This is a genomic window from Amycolatopsis sp. NPDC048633 (assembly GCF_040650695.1).
In the GTDB taxonomy this organism is placed as follows: Bacteria; Actinomycetota; Actinomycetes; order Mycobacteriales; family Pseudonocardiaceae; genus Amycolatopsis.
On the sequence record NZ_JBEZHS010000001.1, the window covers coordinates 1135051 to 1151411 of the forward strand.

General features: G+C 69.7%; 16 protein-coding genes and 1 riboswitch. Of the genes, 10 read left to right on the forward strand and 6 right to left on the reverse strand.

Going from position 1 to position 16361, the window contains the following annotated elements:
- Positions 1–202 precede the first annotated feature (202 nt).
- The 5 genes from AB0C38_RS05725 to AB0C38_RS05745 all read left to right on the forward strand — a co-directional run bounded on the left by AB0C38_RS05725 (position 203) and on the right by AB0C38_RS05745 (position 4550).
- Positions 203–1306: a PrsW family intramembrane metalloprotease gene (locus tag AB0C38_RS05725; protein WP_360667536.1), complete on the forward strand. Its 1104-nt coding sequence runs from the start codon at positions 203–205 to the stop codon at positions 1304–1306.
- A 144-nt stretch (positions 1307–1450) separates the two neighbouring features.
- Entirely contained in the window at positions 1451–2359 is a 909-nt protein-coding gene (locus AB0C38_RS05730) for a DUF2520 domain-containing protein (RefSeq protein ID WP_360666945.1), read from the forward strand.
- Positions 2356–3261, forward strand: a complete 906-nt coding sequence (gene panC, locus AB0C38_RS05735) for a pantoate--beta-alanine ligase (RefSeq protein WP_360666948.1) — start codon at positions 2356–2358, stop codon at positions 3259–3261. Before AB0C38_RS05730 ends, panC begins: the two co-directional genes overlap by 4 nt.
- 9 nt (positions 3262–3270) lie before the next feature.
- Positions 3271–3768, forward strand: a complete 498-nt coding sequence (panD, locus tag AB0C38_RS05740; protein ID WP_360666951.1) for an aspartate 1-decarboxylase — start codon at positions 3271–3273, stop codon at positions 3766–3768.
- 5 nt (positions 3769–3773) lie between these two features.
- Positions 3774–4550 carry a type III pantothenate kinase gene (locus tag AB0C38_RS05745; protein WP_360666954.1) on the forward strand — a complete coding sequence of 259 codons (777 nt, stop codon included), beginning with the start codon at positions 3774–3776 and terminating at the stop codon, positions 4548–4550.
- 151 nt (positions 4551–4701) lie between these two features.
- Here AB0C38_RS05745 and AB0C38_RS05750 read toward each other — a convergent pair whose 3' ends face one another.
- The 3 genes from AB0C38_RS05750 to AB0C38_RS05760 all read right to left on the reverse strand — a co-directional run bounded on the left by AB0C38_RS05750 (position 4702) and on the right by AB0C38_RS05760 (position 6312).
- On the reverse strand, positions 4702–5103 hold the full coding sequence (locus AB0C38_RS05750) for a DUF6640 family protein (RefSeq protein ID WP_360666957.1): 402 nt from the start codon (positions 5101–5103) through the stop codon (positions 4702–4704).
- Positions 5104–5136: 33 nt separating this feature from the next.
- Positions 5137–5442 (reverse strand): SMR family transporter, encoded by a 306-nt coding sequence (locus AB0C38_RS05755; RefSeq protein WP_360666964.1) that lies wholly within the window; start codon positions 5440–5442, stop codon positions 5137–5139.
- A 27-nt stretch (positions 5443–5469) separates the two neighbouring features.
- A riboswitch (guanidine-III (ykkC-III) riboswitch) is annotated at positions 5470–5528 on the reverse strand.
- Between the two features lie 31 nt (positions 5529–5559).
- Complete coding sequence (locus AB0C38_RS05760; protein WP_360666967.1) at positions 5560–6312, reverse strand: class I SAM-dependent methyltransferase; 753 nt, start codon at positions 6310–6312, stop codon at positions 5560–5562.
- Positions 6313–6387: 75 nt separating this feature from the next.
- Between AB0C38_RS05760 and lysS the strand changes: the two genes are divergently transcribed.
- Positions 6388–7899, forward strand: a complete 1512-nt coding sequence (lysS, locus tag AB0C38_RS05765; RefSeq protein ID WP_360666970.1) for a lysine--tRNA ligase — start codon at positions 6388–6390, stop codon at positions 7897–7899.
- Between the two features lie 145 nt (positions 7900–8044).
- Positions 8045–8395, forward strand: a complete 351-nt coding sequence (locus AB0C38_RS05770; protein WP_360666973.1) for an Lsr2 family protein — start codon at positions 8045–8047, stop codon at positions 8393–8395.
- Between the two features lie 108 nt (positions 8396–8503).
- Here the strand turns inward: AB0C38_RS05770 and AB0C38_RS05775 are convergent, their stop codons facing one another.
- Complete coding sequence (locus AB0C38_RS05775) at positions 8504–9331, reverse strand: helix-turn-helix domain-containing protein (protein WP_360666976.1); 828 nt, start codon at positions 9329–9331, stop codon at positions 8504–8506.
- A 64-nt stretch (positions 9332–9395) separates the two neighbouring features.
- Here AB0C38_RS05775 and AB0C38_RS05780 point away from each other — a divergent pair, with 64 nt between their 5' ends.
- Positions 9396–9965: a TIGR03086 family metal-binding protein gene (locus AB0C38_RS05780; protein ID WP_360666979.1), complete on the forward strand. Its 570-nt coding sequence runs from the start codon at positions 9396–9398 to the stop codon at positions 9963–9965.
- A 349-nt stretch (positions 9966–10314) separates the two neighbouring features.
- On the opposite strand, the gene AB0C38_RS05785 is transcribed toward AB0C38_RS05780, so the two are convergent.
- Positions 10315–11082, reverse strand: a complete 768-nt coding sequence (locus tag AB0C38_RS05785; RefSeq protein WP_360666982.1) for a (2Fe-2S)-binding protein — start codon at positions 11080–11082, stop codon at positions 10315–10317.
- A 345-nt stretch (positions 11083–11427) separates the two neighbouring features.
- On the opposite strand from AB0C38_RS05785, the gene AB0C38_RS05790 reads away from it, so the two are divergent.
- The gene (locus tag AB0C38_RS05790; protein WP_360666985.1) at positions 11428–13986 is read left to right on the forward strand and encodes an ATP-dependent Clp protease ATP-binding subunit; all 2559 of its coding nucleotides are present in this window, start codon (positions 11428–11430) and stop codon (positions 13984–13986) included.
- A 126-nt stretch (positions 13987–14112) separates the two neighbouring features.
- Positions 14113–15834, forward strand: coding sequence for an Hsp70 family protein (locus AB0C38_RS05795; RefSeq protein ID WP_360666988.1), 1722 nt, complete (start codon positions 14113–14115; stop codon positions 15832–15834).
- 43 nt (positions 15835–15877) lie between these two features.
- Here the strand turns inward: AB0C38_RS05795 and AB0C38_RS05800 are convergent, their stop codons facing one another.
- Entirely contained in the window at positions 15878–16336 is a 459-nt protein-coding gene (locus AB0C38_RS05800; RefSeq protein WP_360666991.1) for a YbaB/EbfC family nucleoid-associated protein, read from the reverse strand.
- Positions 16337–16361: the final 25 nt, after the last annotated feature.

The window sequence follows — 16361 nt, forward strand, 5'->3', positions numbered from 1 at the left end:
ACGCACCCAAGGGCCCCTTCGGTGCGTCTGACGCAACCAAGGCCACATTGGGGCGCTCGGGAACGGCTGACGTGCGGGACGCGCCGTGTGTGCCAGGTGGCGTTCAACTTCCTGTCCGGTCTGCGTAGGGTGACCCGCTGTGAGCGGAACCCTCTCGCCCGCGACGGGACTCGATCGCGGACGGCGGCCTCGCCGGATCACCGTGCTGTTGCCGGTGCTCGGGCTGATCGTGGTCGCCCTGTGCGGCCTGTTCCTGTTCGGCCTCGCGACGGCGCGGGTCGGCCCGCTGGCCGTCACCATCGGGGTCCTCGCCGCGCTCGTGCCGGTCGCGGGTGTGGTCGCCGGGTTCCTCTGGGTCGACCGCTGGGAGCCCGAGCCGGCGAAGTTCCTGCTGCTCGCCTTCGCCTGGGGCGCCTGCATCGCGACGATCACCGCGCTGCTCATCAACACCACCGCCGAGGCGGTCGGGGACGAGCTGCTCGGCAAGGGCAGCGGCAACACGATCGCCGCGCTCGTGTCCGCGCCCGTCGTCGAAGAGGCCGCCAAGGCCCTGTTCGTCGTGCTCATCCTGTGGCGCCGGTCCACTGAGTTCGACGGCGTCGTGGACGGCGTCGTCTACGCCGGGTTCAGCGCCGCCGGGTTCGCGTTCACCGAGAACATCTACTACTTCGGCCGCGCGTTCTACGAACACGGCTTCGGCGACGGGCACAGCCAGGGCGTCATCACGGCGTTCTTCCTCCGTGGCGTGCTCGCGCCGTTCACGCACCCGCTGTTCGCCGTGCTCACCGGGATCGGGATCGGCATCGCCGCGCGGACGACGACGAAGGCGATGAAGGTCCTGGCGCCGCTCGCCGGCTACCTGGCCGCCGTCTGCCTGCACGCGCTGTGGAACAGTGCCGCGCTGCTCGGCGGCTCGAAGTTCCTCACCGTCTACTTCCTGATCATGCTGCCGCTGTTCCTCGGCGTGATCTACCTGGTCGTCCTCCAACGACGACGCGAACAGCGGATCATCGCCACCGCTCTGCCGCACATGGCCGCGGCGCGCTGGATCGCGCCGTCGGAGGTCGACCTGCTGGCCAGCCTGCCCGGCCGCCGGGCCTGGCGGCGGCAGGCGAAACGCCAGTCCGGCAAACAAGCGGCGAAAGCTGTCGCCCTGTACCAGGCGAGCGTGACGGAGCTCGCGTTCCTGGACCGGCGGGAGCTCACGACCGACACCGACCGGCAGCGCCAGCAGGAGCTGCTGCGCACGTTGAAGACCGCCCGGGCGGAGGCGACGCGCCTCGCCGACGAGGCCACCCGAGGGTGACCCGGTCCGGGTGAAGCTGGTCACCCGGGCTCAACGCTTCGCGCTCAACCGAGTTAGTCTCGCGCCGTTCGTCCGGTACCCGGATCGGGACTGGAACGAGAGCAGAGGGAGTCTGCCAACCATGAGCGTCCACAGGCGCACGCCATGATGAGACCCGCTCGCCTCGCGGTCGGGGTCGTCTCCGCCGGCCGGGTGGGCAGCGTGCTCGGCGCCGCGCTGGCCCGGGCGGGACACACCGTGGTCGCCGCGTCGGGGCTGTCCGCCGCGTCGCTGGCCCGTGCCGAACGCCTCCTCCCGGATGTGCCCCTGCTGCCGCCCGACGAAACCGTCCGCCGGGCGGACCTGGTGCTGCTCGCCCTCCCCGACGACGCTTTGGCCGGCATGGTCCGCGGGCTCGTCGCGACCGAGTCGCTGCGGCCTGGGCAGATCGTCGTGCACACGTCCGGTGCGCAGGGCATCGACGTCCTGGCGCCCGCGGCCGAGGCCGGCGCGCTCCCGCTCGCGCTGCACCCGGTGATGACGTTCACCGGCCGCGAAGAGGACCTCGAGCGGCTCGCGACGTGCAGCATCGGCGTCACGGCGACGGCGGACGACGACGCCGCCTGGAACGTCGGTGAAGCGCTGGCGGTCGAGATGGGGGCCGAGCCGGTGCGCATCCCCGACTCCGCGCGAGCGCTCTACCACGCAGCGTTGACCCACGGCGCGAACCACCTGATGACCTTGGTCGCCGACTGTGCGGAAGTCTTGCGGGAAGCGGGAATCGAGCACTCCGAACGCCTGGTGGCGCCACTGCTCTCGGCGGCGTTGGATAATGTGCTCCGACACGGCGACCGCGCGCTCACCGGCCCGGTCGCCCGTGGCGACGTCGGCACCGTCCGCAAGCACCTGGAGGTGCTGGCGGACCGGGCGCCGGACGTGGCGCCGGCCTATCGCGCGCTGGCCAAGCGCACGGTGGCGCGTTCCCTCGCAGCAGGAGTGCTGCAGGACACCGCGGCCGCCAAAGAACTCAACGACTTCCTCGACGAACCCGCCGAAGGGCACCAAGACCAGTGAGCACACCGAAATTCAGCCGCGGCACGCTGAACACGTTCGCGTCGCCCGAGCAGATGAGCCAGGTCAGCCGGGCCCTGCACGGCGTCGGCCGCAAGCTCGCGCTCGTGCCGACCATGGGCGCGCTGCACGCCGGGCACCGTGAGCTGATCCGCCGCGCGAAGCGGCTGCCGAACAACGTCGTGGCCACCTCGATCTTCGTCAACCCGCTGCAGTTCGGCGAGGGCGAGGACTTCGAGGCGTACCCGCGGCCGCTGGAGAACGACCTGGCCGTGCTGAGCGAGGACGGCGTCGAAATCGCGTTCACGCCCAGCGCCGACGCGCTCTACGGCGACGGCGCCGCGATCACCGTGCACCCGGGCCCGCTCGGCGACGAGCTGGAGGGCGCGGTCCGGCCCGGCCACTTCGCCGGCGTGCTCACCGTCGTTGCGAAGCTGTTCAACCTGCTCCGCCCGGACTACGCGCTCTTCGGCGAAAAGGACTACCAGCAGCTGGTCCTGATCAAGCGGATGGTGCGGGACCTGAACATCGACACGCACGTCATCGGCGTGCCGACCGTGCGGGAACGCGACGGGCTGGCGCTGTCGTCGCGCAACGTCTACCTGACGCCCGAGCAGCGTGAAGACGCCATCGTCTTGTCGGCCGCCCTCACCGCGGGGGCGTTCGTCGGGCGCGACGGTGCCGAGGCGGTCCTCGAGACCGCGTGGAAGACCCTCGCCGCACGGCCGGCGGTCGAGGTGGATTACCTGGAGTTGAGGGGAACCGACCTCGGGCCCGCGCCCGTCGATGGTGAAGCACGACTGTTGATCGCGGCCCGGGTGGGGAGTACCCGGCTGATCGACAACGTTCCGGTGTTGCTCGGCGCTGCTGTCGAACATCCGGAGCGGCTGGACGCAGGGGAATAGGAGTCCACGATGTACCGCACCATGCTCAAGTCGAAGATCCACCGCGTCACCGTCACCCAGGCCGACCTGCACTACGTCGGCTCGGTCACCGTCGACGAGGACCTGATGGAGGCCGCGGACCTGCTGCCGGGGGAACAGGTGTCCATTGTGGACGTCACCAACGGTTCGCGGCTGGAGACCTACGTCATCAAGGGCGAGCGCGGCAGCGGCGTGCTCGGCATCAACGGCGCCGCGGCGCACCTCGTGCACCCGGGCGACCTGGTCATCCTCATTTCGTACGGTCAGATGGACGACGCCGAAGCCGCGACGTACGAACCGCGCGTGGTGTTCGTCGACGCGGACAACCGGATCGCCCACCGGCACGCCGACCCGGGCTACGCGCCCGAGGGGTCGGGGCTGCTGTCCGGCACGGTGACCCTGCCTCCCGAAGAGGAGACGGCGGTGTTCCCGGTCGCAGAGACGGCGGACGCTCGCCGCCTCGACGCGTTGCTGCACGCGGAAAGCTGACCCGCTTGCTGCTCACCGTCGACGTCGGCAACACGAACATCGTGCTGGGCCTGTACTCCGGCAGCTCGCTCGTGGGCGACTGGCGCATGCGCACGGACGCGCGCATCACGGCCGACGAGCTGGCGTTGATGGTGCGCGGCCTGCTGGGCCCGCACGCGGACGCGGTGACCGGCATCAGCGCGTTGTCGACGGTGCCGGCGGTGCTGCGCGAGCTGCGCGTGATGCTCGCGCGGTACTACGACCGGATCCCGAAGATCGTGGTGGAGCCGGGCGTCCGCACGGGCGTGGCCCTGCTGGTGGACAACCCGAAGGAGGTGGGCGCGGACCGGCTGGTGAACACGCTGGCCGCGCACCACCTCCACACCACGGCGTGCGTGGTGGTCGACTTCGGCACATCGACCAATGTGGACGCCATCTCCGCCCGGGGCGAGTTCCTGGGCGGGGCATTCGCGCCGGGGATCGAGATTTCGGTGGACGCGCTGGCGTCGCGCGCGGCGGCGTTGCGGAAGGTCGAGCTGGTCCCGCCCCGGTCGGTGATCGGGAAGAACACTGTGGAGTGTCTGCAGTCGGGGATCCTGTACGGCTTCGCCGGGCAGGTGGACGGGCTGGTCAAGCGGATCGTCCGGGAGCTGTCGCCGGGTGGGACGGAACCGGTGGCGGTGCTCGCGACCGGAGGTCTGGCGCCGCTGGTGATCGGCGAGTCGGAGACGATCACCGACCACGTGCCGGATCTGACGCTGCTCGGGCTGCGGCTGGTCTTCGAGCGGAACATCCGCCCCTGACCTGGCTTGGTGGGTTCTTGAAAGACCCTTTCACCTCGTCCGGCGAGGTGAAAGGGTCTTTCACAGCACCGCAAGCGCGCGATCGCGCCCTCCGACCGGCGCACCCGAACTCCGACTTCGCCGGAGCCCCGCTAGGGAGGGCGGGGCCGCGTCAGCCGCGGGCCAGCCTGCGCCGCTCCAGCACGTACCCCAACGCCGTCACCGCCAACGCCGGGAACGCCACCACCGCCTGGGGAAACTTCGCCGTCCCGGGCGGGTCGACGGCCTTCGAACCCGGGTAGGCCAGCGCCGAGATCTGCGTCAGCCAGTACAAGGACGCCACCGTCGCACCCGCGTCGAGACCCTCCCGGGTCGGTCGTCGCCAGAGCTGCCACAGACTGGTGGCGCCGAGCGCGAGCCCGAGGCTCATCGTCTGGCCGTTGTGGAACTTCGCGTGCGGTGGCCAGGCGGGGTTCTTGACGTGCGTTTCGTTCCAGTCGGCGCGGTACGGACCGGCGGCGGTCACCAGCGACACCACCGAGATCAGGGCTCGGCCCCACGGTTTCCTGCTCATCATTCCAGTATCGAACCTCTAGTTCGATCGAAGTCAAGGCAGCAGTTTCAGCCCGATCACGCCCGCGACGATCAGCGTCAGGCACGTGAGCCTGGCCGCCGTGACCGAGTCGCCGAGCGCGAAGATTCCGTAGAGCGCCGTGCCGATCGTGCCGATGCCGACCCAGATCGCGTAGCCGGTGCCGAGCGGGATCTCGCGCAGCGCGTACGCCAGCCCGCTCATGCTCAGCACGAGCGCGACCACGAACGTCACGATCGCGGCCGGCCGGAAGAACCCCTTCAACGCGGCAGCCCAGACGGTTTCCAGGACTCCGGACAGGACGAGAACGAGCCAGGACATGAGAACCCTTTCGCAGTGCTTGCTCACACTGCGCCGTCTTGTCCTGACCGGGTACGACGCGCTCGTCCGGGACCTGGGGTCACTTCCGAAGCTAGCACGCCGCCATGACAAAAAATGTCAACGGCGCCGCGCGCGGAACGTCCACGTGCGCAACGGCAGATCGAACTCGCCGGACGCGGTGTGCGGATTCGCGGTGAGGAACCGCCGGATCTCCGCCAGGCGGGCGGCCGCGTCCGCCGGATCCGCGACGATCAGGTGCGAATGCGTCGCGATCGTTTCGACGAGGCTTTCCGCGGTGCGCCGTTGCACATGGTGAAACGCGCGGCTTTCGAACGGTTCGAACCCGGGGTGCGTGGCGGGCTCCTGCTCGCCGTTGGTCCAGGCGCGGCTCACGCCGGTGCGGCCGAGATCGCCGAACTCCGCGACCCACGGCACCGAATCGTCTTCGTAGTTCCACAGCGGCACCAGCACGCCGCCCGGGCGCAGTACGCGCGCGATCTCCGTCATCGCCGCCGGCACGTCGAACCAATGGAACGCCTGGCCGACGAATACCGCGTCGACTTCGGCGTCGGGCAACGGGATCCGTTCCGCCTGGCCCGCGAGAGACGTCGCGGACGGCACCACCCGCCCCAGCTCGGCGCGCATTTCCGGGTCGGGTTCGACCGCGGTGACCTCGAGCCCGAGCTCGGTCAGGCCGAGGGTGAGCTTGCCCGTTCCGGTGGCCAGATCGAGGACCCGGCGCGGCGTTCCGCTCGCGCCCGAAAGGCCCCATTCGATCGCTTCCCGCGGGTAGTCGGGCCGGTGCTCGGCGTACGCGGCCGCTCGGCTGCCAAAGGACGAAGCCCGCCGGGCGCGGGTGGGATCACTCACCGGCCCAGGTTAATGGACGGAAAGGAAAGGTAATCCGGTTGGCGTAGCGCGCGGCCGGGTTCGTACCCTATGGCCATGACCGAAAAGCCCCCTCCCACCAGCGAGCCCGCCGAAGACGAACTGCCCGAGCAGATGCGGGTACGCCGGGAGAAGCGCGACCGGATCCTCGCGGAGGGTATCGATCCCTACCCGGTCGAGGTCCCCCGCACGCACTCGCTCGCCGAGGTGCGCGCGACCCACGCCGGTCTGCCCGTCGACACCGCCACCGGCGAGACCGTCGGCGTCACCGGCCGGGTGATGTTCCTGCGCAACACGGGCAAGCTGTGCTTCGCCAGCCTCCGCGAGGGCGACGGCACCGAGCTGCAGGCCATGATCAGCCTGGCGAAGGTCGGCGAGGACGCCCTGGCGGCGTGGAAGTCGGACGTCGACCTGGGCGACCACGTCTTCGTGCAGGGTGAGGTCATCACGTCCAAGCGCGGCGAGCTGTCCGTGATGGCCGACGCCTGGCGCATCACGTCGAAGGCGCTGCGCCCGCTGCCGAACGCCTACAAGGACCTCGCCGAGGAGACGCGGATCCGCCAGCGCTACGTCGACCTGATCCTGCGCCCGCGCGCGCGGGACGTCGTGCGCACGCGCGCCGGCGTGGTCCGGTCGCTGCGGGAGTCGTTCCACCGCCGCGGGTTCACCGAGGTCGAGACGCCGATGCTGCAGACGCTGCACGGCGGCGCCGCGGCCCGGCCGTTCGTCACGCACTCGAACGCGTTCGACCTGGAGCTGTTCCTGCGGATCGCGCCGGAGCTCTACCTCAAGCGCTGCGTCGTCGGCGGTATCGAGAAGGTCTTCGAGATCAACCGCAACTTCCGCAACGAGGGCAGTGACTCCTCGCATTCGCCGGAGTTCGCGATGCTCGAGTACTACGAGGCCTACGCCACGTACGACACGAATGCGGTGATGACGCGGGAGCTGATCCAGGAGGCCGCGCAGGCGGTGCTGGACAGCCAGGTCGTCACCCTGCCCGACGGTTCGGAGTACGACCTGTCCGGCGAATGGACCACACTCGGAATGTACGAGTCGTTGTCCGATTCCCTCGGTGAAGAGGTGACGCCGGAGACACCCGCCGCCAAACTGCACGGATTCGCGCAGGCCAGGGGCCTGGAAGTGGATCCGAAGCTGACCCACGGCAAGCTCGTCGAGGAACTGTGGGAACACCTCGTCGGAGATCACCTGCACGCCCCGACGTTTGTCCGTGATTTTCCGCTGGAGACGTCGCCATTGACGAGGCAGCACCGCTCACGGGCCGGCGTGGCCGAGAAGTGGGACCTCTACGTGCGCGGATTCGAACTCGCCACCGGATACTCCGAGCTGGTCGATCCGGTCGTCGAACGGGAACGGCTCACCGAACAGTCCCGGCTGGCCGCGCAGGGCGATAGCGAAGCCATGCGGCTCGACGAGGATTTCCTGCGGGCCCTGGAGTACGGAATGCCGCCGAGCGGCGGCGTCGGAATGGGGATCGACCGGCTCCTGATGGCGCTGACCGGTCTCGGTATCCGGGAGACGATCCTCTTCCCGCTCGTGCGCCCTGAATAACCCGGCCGTGTGGATAGCGGCCGGTTATCCATATGAGATTTGCGCTGTCCTCCAGAAGCGGGTACTAATGTTCTAGACAAAGTCTTCTGTCCCGGGGCCCGCCCCGTAACCAGATCATTGCGCAAGTCCCCGCAGGAGGAATCGGATGGCACAGAAGGTGCTCGTCTCGCTGGTCGACGACCTCGACGGCAGTGAGGCGGAAGAGACCGTCGAGTTCGGTTTGGACGGCGTCAGCTACCAGATCGACCTCTCCTCGGATAACGCCGAGGAGCTGCGGGACGCCCTCGCCCAGTATGTCGAGCACGCGCGTCGCGCGGGTGGCCGCAAGCGCGCTTCGGTGCGCCCGGTCTCGGGTAAGGGGTCCGCCCGCCCGGCCGCCGTCGACCGCGAGCAGAACCAGGCCATTCGGTCGTGGGCGCGCAAGAACGGTTACGCCGTTTCGGACCGGGGCCGGATCCCGTCCGAGGTCGTCGAGGCCTACCACAAGAAGAACTGAGGATTCTTCAGCTGTCCGGGTGGCCACAGGTCACCGGGGCGACTGGGGAAACTCCTCGACGCGGGGTTCCAGCCGAGGCCGCCGGGCGAATTCGCCCGGCGGCTTTGTTCATGTCCGGTCGCTGTCCGATGTCCGTTCGGTGTCCGCCCGGGCCGCCCGCGCGTACTCGCCGGGCGGCTGACCCGTCACCGCGTGGAAATCGCGGATGAAGTGCGACTGGTCGCTATAGCCCAGTCGAACCGCCAGACCGGCGTAATCCGGCTCTCCTTCCGCGGCGATCCGCTGTGCCGCGTCGTTGAGGCGGTATATCCGGATCGCCCACTTGGGCGCGCAGCCGACGTGTTCGGCGAACAGCCGCTGCAAGGACCGGGTGGTTAGACCAGTATCCGCGCACAGTTGCGCCACCCGGGTAATTCCCGGATCACGGGCGATTGATTCCACGGCCCCGGCGGCCCGTCGCGCGGCCGTCGACAGCCGGGCGGGATTTGCGATCAGCAAGTTGTCGATCGCGCGGACCATTTGCGCGTCATCGGCGGCGGTCCGCACCGATTCCACGGCTTCGCTCGCCTTCGGCCCGAAAACGTCCGCGAGCGGGACAGCGCGGTCGGTGATGTCACTCACCGGGCCGCCGAGGAACGCGCGGAAGCACCCGGGCCGGAAACGCACACCCAAGCCCTGGACGCGGCCTTCGAGACGGTGGGAAAAGACGTCGTGCATCGGGCCGTACACCCCGGACGCGCCGGCGAAGAACGTCGCGTGCACCGAGAGGTTCGGCAGTACGCGCTGTTCATGGGGCGGTTTGCCGCACAGGTCCCAGTGCAGCACCCAGTGGTATTCGACGAACTCCGCCAGCTCGGGCGCGGGTGCGTGCCTGGTCAGTGTGAACATCGTGCGCGCGGTGGCCTCGGCCACGATGCCGCGCGGGATCCGGTGCACGCGTCCACGTTAGCTGTCGCGTTCCTTCAAGACGGCTTCTCCGGTCGGGGGTTTGGATCGCGGGATGACTGCCGAGCTCATGCGGCCCGCCGCGGCCGAATTCCTGCGGATCGCCCACGCCGTGGCCGACCTGTCCGCCCCGACGCCGTGCGCCGGCTACGACGTCCGCGGGCTGCTCAACCACCTTCTCTATTGGGGCCCGTGGCTCGTCGCCGCGGGACGCCGCGAGGACCCGCCGTCGCCTGGTGCGGGCGAGGCGGAGGCGGCATTGGTGACCGAGGACTGGGGCGCGGCGCTGGAGAAGCAGACGGAGACGCTGGTGGACGTGTTCGGGACGCCGCCGGCGTGGGACGGCATGACGGCGCTGGGCACGGCGCGGATGCCGGCGTCGCTGGTCGGCGACATGGTGCTGGGCGAGTTCGTCCTGCACGGCTGGGACCTGGCGCGGGCGAGCGGCCAGGAGCTCAGCTGGGCCCCGGAGGCCGCGACGGCGGTGTACGAGTCCGCGGTGGCGATGGGCGAGCAGGCGCGTTCGATGGGAGTTTACGGGCCAGCTGTTCCGGTGCCTTCGGACGCTTCGGCGTTGGAGCGGGCTTTGGGTGCTTCAGGGCGGGACCCGCGCTGGACTCGCTGACGTCTTGAAAGACCCTTTCACCTCGTCGGACGAGGTGAAAGGGTCTTTCACAACACTGCAAGCGCGTGATCACACGGCGCCCCGGGCCTGGCCAGGCCCTCGTGCCGGCCACGCAGACCCGACGTTGCCGGGGCCCTGCAAAGGGACGGCAGGATTCGGGCGAAGTCGGGGCGGGTCGCGGTGGCGGACGCCGTGAATGACTCATTCCTGTCGTCGGACGAGGTGAACGAGTCATTCACTCACTGCACCACAACCGCGCGATCGCGCCCTCCGACCGGCATACCCGAACAGCGCCAGAGTCTCAAGCCGCCCACGCGGACCCGGCCTTGCCGGGGAAGGTCGGGCCTGGCTACCGGGCGCAGGTGCGCGGGCAGCCGTCGCACTCCGGCTCCGCCGGGAGCAGGTACGAGAAGCAGCAGCTCTCGCGGCGCCGCGTCCACTCGCGGTCCGCCAGGCGCAACGTCGAAGCCGACGTCAGCGGCGGGTACCGCGCGTCGAGCACCAGGGCCGCGTCCGCGACGCCCGCGCCCTCCGCCTCCGGTGTGCCGCCCGCCCGGCCCGCTCCCCACAGGGCGTTCTCCAGGGCGTCGGTCGCCGCGGCCCAGAGCGTGCGGTGGCCGAAGCGGCTCTGGGGCCCGTACGCCTGGATGAACCGGGCCGCGTGTGCCGTGTAACGGGCCCGGAGGACCGCCGCCAGGGCTCGCTCGTCGCGGACCACCGTCGCTCCCTGGGCGGCCGAGGCCGGGTCGGTCGGCAGGCAGCAGAACTCGTCGCCGAGCACCGCCAGCGCGTCCGGGTACGGCTGACCGGCTCCGATGCGGAAGGCCAGGTCCGCGGGCCGGAGCGAGGGCACTCGCCGCTCGTGGTGCAGCAGCAGCGCGCCGACCTGGGCCGGGACGTGCAGGTACCACGCGATCAGGTACGCGTCAGCCGTTCGGGGTGGTGCCTCGCCGTACTCGCGCCGCAGCCAGGTGGTCAGGCGCGTGCGCCATTCGTCGAAAAACTCAGGGGCCGCGGAGCAGCGGATCCAGCCGTCCGGGACGTTCCGTCGCAGGTCGAGCCGCCGGAGGGACGGCGCGAGGCCGTCTGCCGTCTCGCGGGTGCTCGGTTGCGTCAAGGCGTCCTCCTTAGGTCTGCCTAACCTAACAGGACTCCGCCGATCGGGTGGCCGTCGCCCCGGTCACTCCCAGGTTGCGGACCTGTTCGCGGTGAGCGGACACCGCCCGGCTGGCGGAATCCGGGTGGCTGCCCGCACGTTGGGGTTGACGTAAAGGTGCAGGGCAACCTGATGATGGGAGTACCCGGAAGACCCCACGTCCGGGTGCGGAAATGACCGCGAACAGCCGTAGTGGTACGCCAGCGCTACCAGTTGGCTACTAGAGTGGTCTCACGGTGCTGAATCCATCGCGGTGAAAGCACGGATGGATAACGGGCCGCCGGCGCAGCAGTCGAGGGAGTGCACATGTTTGAGAGGTTCACCGACCGCGCGAGGCGGGTGGTCGTTCTGGCTCAAGAAGAAGCCAGGATGCTCAACCACAACTACATCGGCACCGAGCACATCCTCCTGGGTCTGATCCACGAGGGTGAGGGTGTCGCCGCCAAGGCGCTGGAGTCGCTGGGCATCGCCCTGGAGGGCGTGCGCCAGCAGGTCGAAGAGATCATCGGCCAGGGCCAGCAGGCGCCGAGCGGGCACATCCCGTTCACGCCGCGGGCGAAGAAGGTGCTGGAGCTGTCGCTGCGCGAAGCGCTGCAGCTCGGCCACAACTACATCGGTACCGAGCACATCCTGCTGGGCCTGATTCGCGAGGGCGAAGGCGTCGCCGCGCAGGTGCTGGTCAAGCTGGGTGCGGACCTGAACCGCGTCCGCCAGCAGGTCCTGCAGCTGCTCTCGGGCTACCAGGGCAAGGAGTCCACCGAAACCGGTTCCGGCGGCCGTGGTGAAGGCACCCCGTCGTCGTCGCTGGTGCTGGACCAGTTCGGCCGCAACATGACCGTGCTCGCCCGCGAGGGCAAGCTCGACCCGGTCATCGGGCGCGGCAAGGAGATCGAGCGGGTCATGCAGGTCCTGTCCCGCCGGACCAAGAACAACCCGGTGCTCATCGGCGAGCCCGGCGTCGGCAAGACCGCCGTCGTCGAGGGCCTCGCGCAGAGCATCGTCAAGGGCGAGGTGCCCGAGACGCTCAAGGACAAGCAGCTCTACACGCTGGACCTGGGCTCCCTGGTCGCCGGCTCCCGCTACCGCGGTGACTTCGAAGAGCGCCTGAAGAAGGTGCTCAAGGAGATCAAGACCCGCGGCGACATCATCCTGTTCATCGACGAGCTGCACACGCTGGTCGGGGCGGGTGCCGCCGAGGGCGCGATCGACGCGGCTTCGATCCTGAAGCCGATGCTCGCCCGCGGTGAGCTGCAGACGATCGGCGCGACCACCCTCGAGGAGTACCGCAAGTACATCGAGAAGGACGCCGCCCTCGAGCGCCGGTTCCAGCCGATCCAGGTCGGCGAGCCGTCGCTGGAGCACACGATCGAGATCCTCAAGGGCCTGCGTGACCGGTACGAGGCGCACCACCGTGTCTCGATCACCGACTCGGCGCTGGTCGCCGCCGCGACCCTGGCGGACCGGTACATCAACGACCGGTTCCTCCCGGACAAGGCGATCGACCTGATCGACGAGGCCGGCGCCCGGATGCGCATCCGCCGGATGACCGCGCCGCCGGACCTGCGCGAGTTCGACGAGAAGATCGCGAACGTCCGTCGCGACAAGGAGTCCGCGATCGACGCGCAGGACTTCGAGCGGGCCGCCCGCCTGCGTGACGAGGAGAAGACGCTCCTCGGCCAGAAGGGCGAGCGGGAGAAGCAGTGGAAGGACGGCGACCTCGACGTCGTCGCCGAGGTCGACGACGAGCAGATCGCGGAGGTGCTGGCCAACTGGACCGGCATCCCGGTGTTCAAGCTGACCGAGGAGGAGACCACCCGGCTGCTGCGCATGGAGGACGAGCTCCACAAGCGCATCATCGGCCAGGAGGACGCGGTCAAGGCCGTCTCGCAGGCGATCCGCCGTACGCGTGCCGGTCTGAAGGACCCGAAGCGCCCTTCGGGCTCGTTCATCTTCGCCGGCCCGTCCGGTGTCGGTAAGACCGAGCTCTCCAAGGCGCTCGCGGCGTTCCTCTTCGGTGAGGACGACGCGCTCATCCAGATCGACATGGGTGAGTTCCACGACCGCTACACCGCTTCGCGGCTCTTCGGTGCCCCTCCGGGCTACGTGGGCTACGAAGAGGGCGGCCAGCTGACGGAGAAGGTGCGTCGCAAGCCGTTCTCGGTGGTCCTGTTCGACGAGATCGAGAAGGCGCACCAGGAGATCTACAACACGCTCCTGCAGGTGCTGGAAGACGGCCGCCTGACCGACGGTCAGGGTCGCACGGTCGACTTCAAGAACACGGTCCTCATCTTCACGTCCAACCTGGGCACCTCGGACATCTCGAAGTCCGTCTCGCTCGGGTTCGCCGGGTCCAACGACACCGGCACCCGGTACGAGAAGATGAAGCAGAAGGTCAACGAGGAAATGAAGAAGCATTTCCGCCCGGAGTTCCTGAACCGGATCGATGACATCATCGTGTTCCACCAGCTGACGCAGGACCAGATCATCATGATGGTCGACCTGATGATCGGCCGCGTGGAGAAGCAGCTCAAGGCCAAGGACATGGAGCTGGAGCTGACGTCGAAGGCCAAGGCTCTGCTGGCCAAGCGCGGCTTCGACCCGGTGCTCGGCGCTCGGCCGCTGCGCCGGACGATCCAGCGCGAGATCGAGGACCAGCTGTCGGAGAAGATCCTCTTCGGCGAGGTCGAGCCCGGCCAGATCATCCTGGTCGACGTCGAAGGCTGGAGCGGCAACCCCGAGGACAAGGACGACCAGGCCAAGTTCACCTTCCGCGGTGAGCGCAAGCCGTCGTCGGTCCCGGACGCCCCGCCGGTCAGCATCGGCGCGGGCCACGAGGAGAACACCGGCGAAGCCGAGAGCGAGTGATCGGCTGACGTAGTACGCGAGAAGGGCGGTTCCCCGGAAGGGGAGCCGCCCTTCTCGCTGTCCGGGCCCCGAAAGCCACATCGGGGCGCATGAGACGATGCCCGCGGGCTCGGGAGGGGAATCCGCTTGGACGTGCTGTCGATCGACTTCGGGACTTCCAGCACCGTCGGTGTCCTCTCCGCCTTCGGGCGCGGGCCGCGGGCGATCGAGGTCGATGGGTCGGTCACCATGTCCTCCGCCGTCTTCGCCGGCGATGATGGCCTGCTCGTCGTCGGGCAGGATGCCGAACGGCGGGCGCGGCTCGATCCCAGCCGGTTCGAGCCCAATCCCAAGCGGCGCATCGACGAAGGCACCCTGCGGCTCGGCGAGACCTCTGTGGACATCACCGACGCCTTCGCCGCCGTCCTGCGCCGGCTGGGCGAGGAAGCCGAACGGCAGCTCGGCCGCCCGCCCGGGCAGACGCGGATCTCGCACCCCGCCGGCTGGGGCGCCACCCGGCAGGACGCCATCCGCACCGCCGCCGCCAAGGCCGGGTTCACCGATGTCCGGCTGATCCCCGAGCCGGTGGCCGCTGCCGCGCACTACGCGAGCATGGGCAACCGCAACGCCGGCCCCATCGGCATCTACGACCTCGGTGCCGGCACCTTCGACTGCGCCGTCGTCGGCGTGTCCCAGCAAGGCTTCGCCGTGCTCGCCGAAGGTGGCCTGCCCGACCTCGGCAGCCTCGACATCGACCAGGCGCTGCTCGTGCACATCGGCCGCTCGGTCTCGCACGCCGATCCGGCGCAGTGGCAACGGCTTCTGCGCCCGCAGTCCACCGCCGACCGCCGGACCCGGCGTGCGCTGCTGCAGGACGTCCGTGACGCCAAGGAAAGCCTCTCCCGCCACACGCAGACCCACGTGCCGATGCCCGAGCCGTTCGGTGACGTCCTGGTCAGCCGAGACGAGCTCGAAGCGCTCGTGCGGCCCAGCCTGCTCCGCAGTGCCGAGCTGCTCGCCGCGACGATCCACCGGGCCGGCCTGAACCCCGGTCAGCTCGCCGGCGTTTACCTCGTCGGCGGGCCGAGCCGGATGCCGCTGCTGGCCACGCTGCTCGGACGCCAGCTCGGCGTCGCGCCCACCACCCAGGACCAGCCCGAGACGGCCGTCGCGTTCGGCCTCCACCACGTTCCGCTCGGGAACAGCACCGACGTCACCATGCCCGCCTTCGCGCCGGTGCGCCCGCCCGCGACGCCGCCGCGGCCGCAGCCCTGGCAACAGCAACAGCTGGTCCGGCCGCCTCAATACGCGCCGCCGCCGAGGCCGCAGAAGAACCGCAAGCCGTGGCTCATCGCGCTCGCGGTGCTCGTCGTCGTCGCGATCGTGGTCACCGTCATCGTTCTCGCCACCAGCGGCGACTCCTCGGCTGAGTCCACAGTGGACTGCACGACGACGGCGCAGCGCGACCAGGCCGGCTTCACCCCCTGCCTGCGCTCGCTCGCCGGCAGCGTCCCGGACCGCGCCACCTGCCAGGCCGCCGACTCCGTGGGAAAGCTGGTGCAGGCTCAGGCGGCGGTCACCTGTGGGTTCGGCCAGGGCAACGTCGTCAGCTACTACCAGGGCGTGACCGTCGACGCGATCGAGGCGGGCGCGAAGCTGCAGATGGGTGACGGCGATGTCGAGCGCGGCACCTGGGACGGCGGCGGGCTCCACGGCCGGTACGTCGCCGGGGTCGGCAGCTTCTCCGGGATCGTCCTCTTCGGCGCGGACAACCGCCAAGCGGCCGGGCTCTACGTCTCGATCGACGTCGGCGACCGCCGCGCCGACGACCTCGTCACGTTCTTCACCAACCAGCTCAAGCCGGCCTGACTCACCAGGCCTGACTCACCAGGCCTGACTCACCAGGCCTGACTCACCAGGCCTTGTCGAACCGCATGCCCTTGCCGTACCAGTCGTCGTCCCCGACGGGCCCGGACGGCGGCTTGGCGGCCGAGGCGTCCGAAGAACGGTCCTGCAGCACGGCGTCTCCCGCGGGAGGGGGCGGCGACGGCGGCGCCGAAGGGGCCGGCTCGAACTGCTCCCGCCAGCGCAGCCGGTCCATCAGATACCCGCCGGAGCCCAGGGGCGCCAGCAGCTGCCCGGTCCGCTTCGCCGAGTCCCGCTGCGCCTCGACGTAGGTCCGCAGCACGGCGTCGGCGATCTCGTCCGGCGACATCCGCGAGACGGCGTCGGTGAGCCGCAGCCTGGTCAGCACGCCGTCGGTGTTGACCGACAGCGAGACGGCGCCATCGGCGGACGTCGCCGTCGCCGACAGCGCGGAAAGCTCGCCCAGAAGGGCTTCGCGGTCCGGTTTCTCCGAGCGGTCTGCCATCCCGCCATGTAAACACCGTTCAGCC

Bases quoted from the DNA above. Each gene is read 5' to 3' on its own strand.
- AB0C38_RS05730 (WP_360666945.1), top strand. From the start codon at position 1,451: ATGATGAGACCCGCTCGCCTCGCGGTCGGGGTCGTCTCCGCCGGCCGG.
- panD (WP_360666951.1), top strand. From the start codon at position 3,271: ATGTACCGCACCATGCTCAAGTCGAAGATCCACCGCGTCACCGTCACC.
- AB0C38_RS05750 (WP_360666957.1), bottom strand. From the start codon at position 5,103: ATGAGCAGGAAACCGTGGGGCCGAGCCCTGATCTCGGTGGTGTCGCTG.
- AB0C38_RS05755 (WP_360666964.1), bottom strand. From the start codon at position 5,442: ATGTCCTGGCTCGTTCTCGTCCTGTCCGGAGTCCTGGAAACCGTCTGG.
- lysS (WP_360666970.1), top strand. From the start codon at position 6,388: ATGACCGAAAAGCCCCCTCCCACCAGCGAGCCCGCCGAAGACGAACTG.
- AB0C38_RS05770 (WP_360666973.1), top strand. From the start codon at position 8,045: ATGGCACAGAAGGTGCTCGTCTCGCTGGTCGACGACCTCGACGGCAGT.
- AB0C38_RS05780 (WP_360666979.1), top strand. From the start codon at position 9,396: ATGACTGCCGAGCTCATGCGGCCCGCCGCGGCCGAATTCCTGCGGATC.
- AB0C38_RS05790 (WP_360666985.1), top strand. From the start codon at position 11,428: ATGTTTGAGAGGTTCACCGACCGCGCGAGGCGGGTGGTCGTTCTGGCT.
- AB0C38_RS05800 (WP_360666991.1), bottom strand. From the start codon at position 16,336: ATGGCAGACCGCTCGGAGAAACCGGACCGCGAAGCCCTTCTGGGCGAG.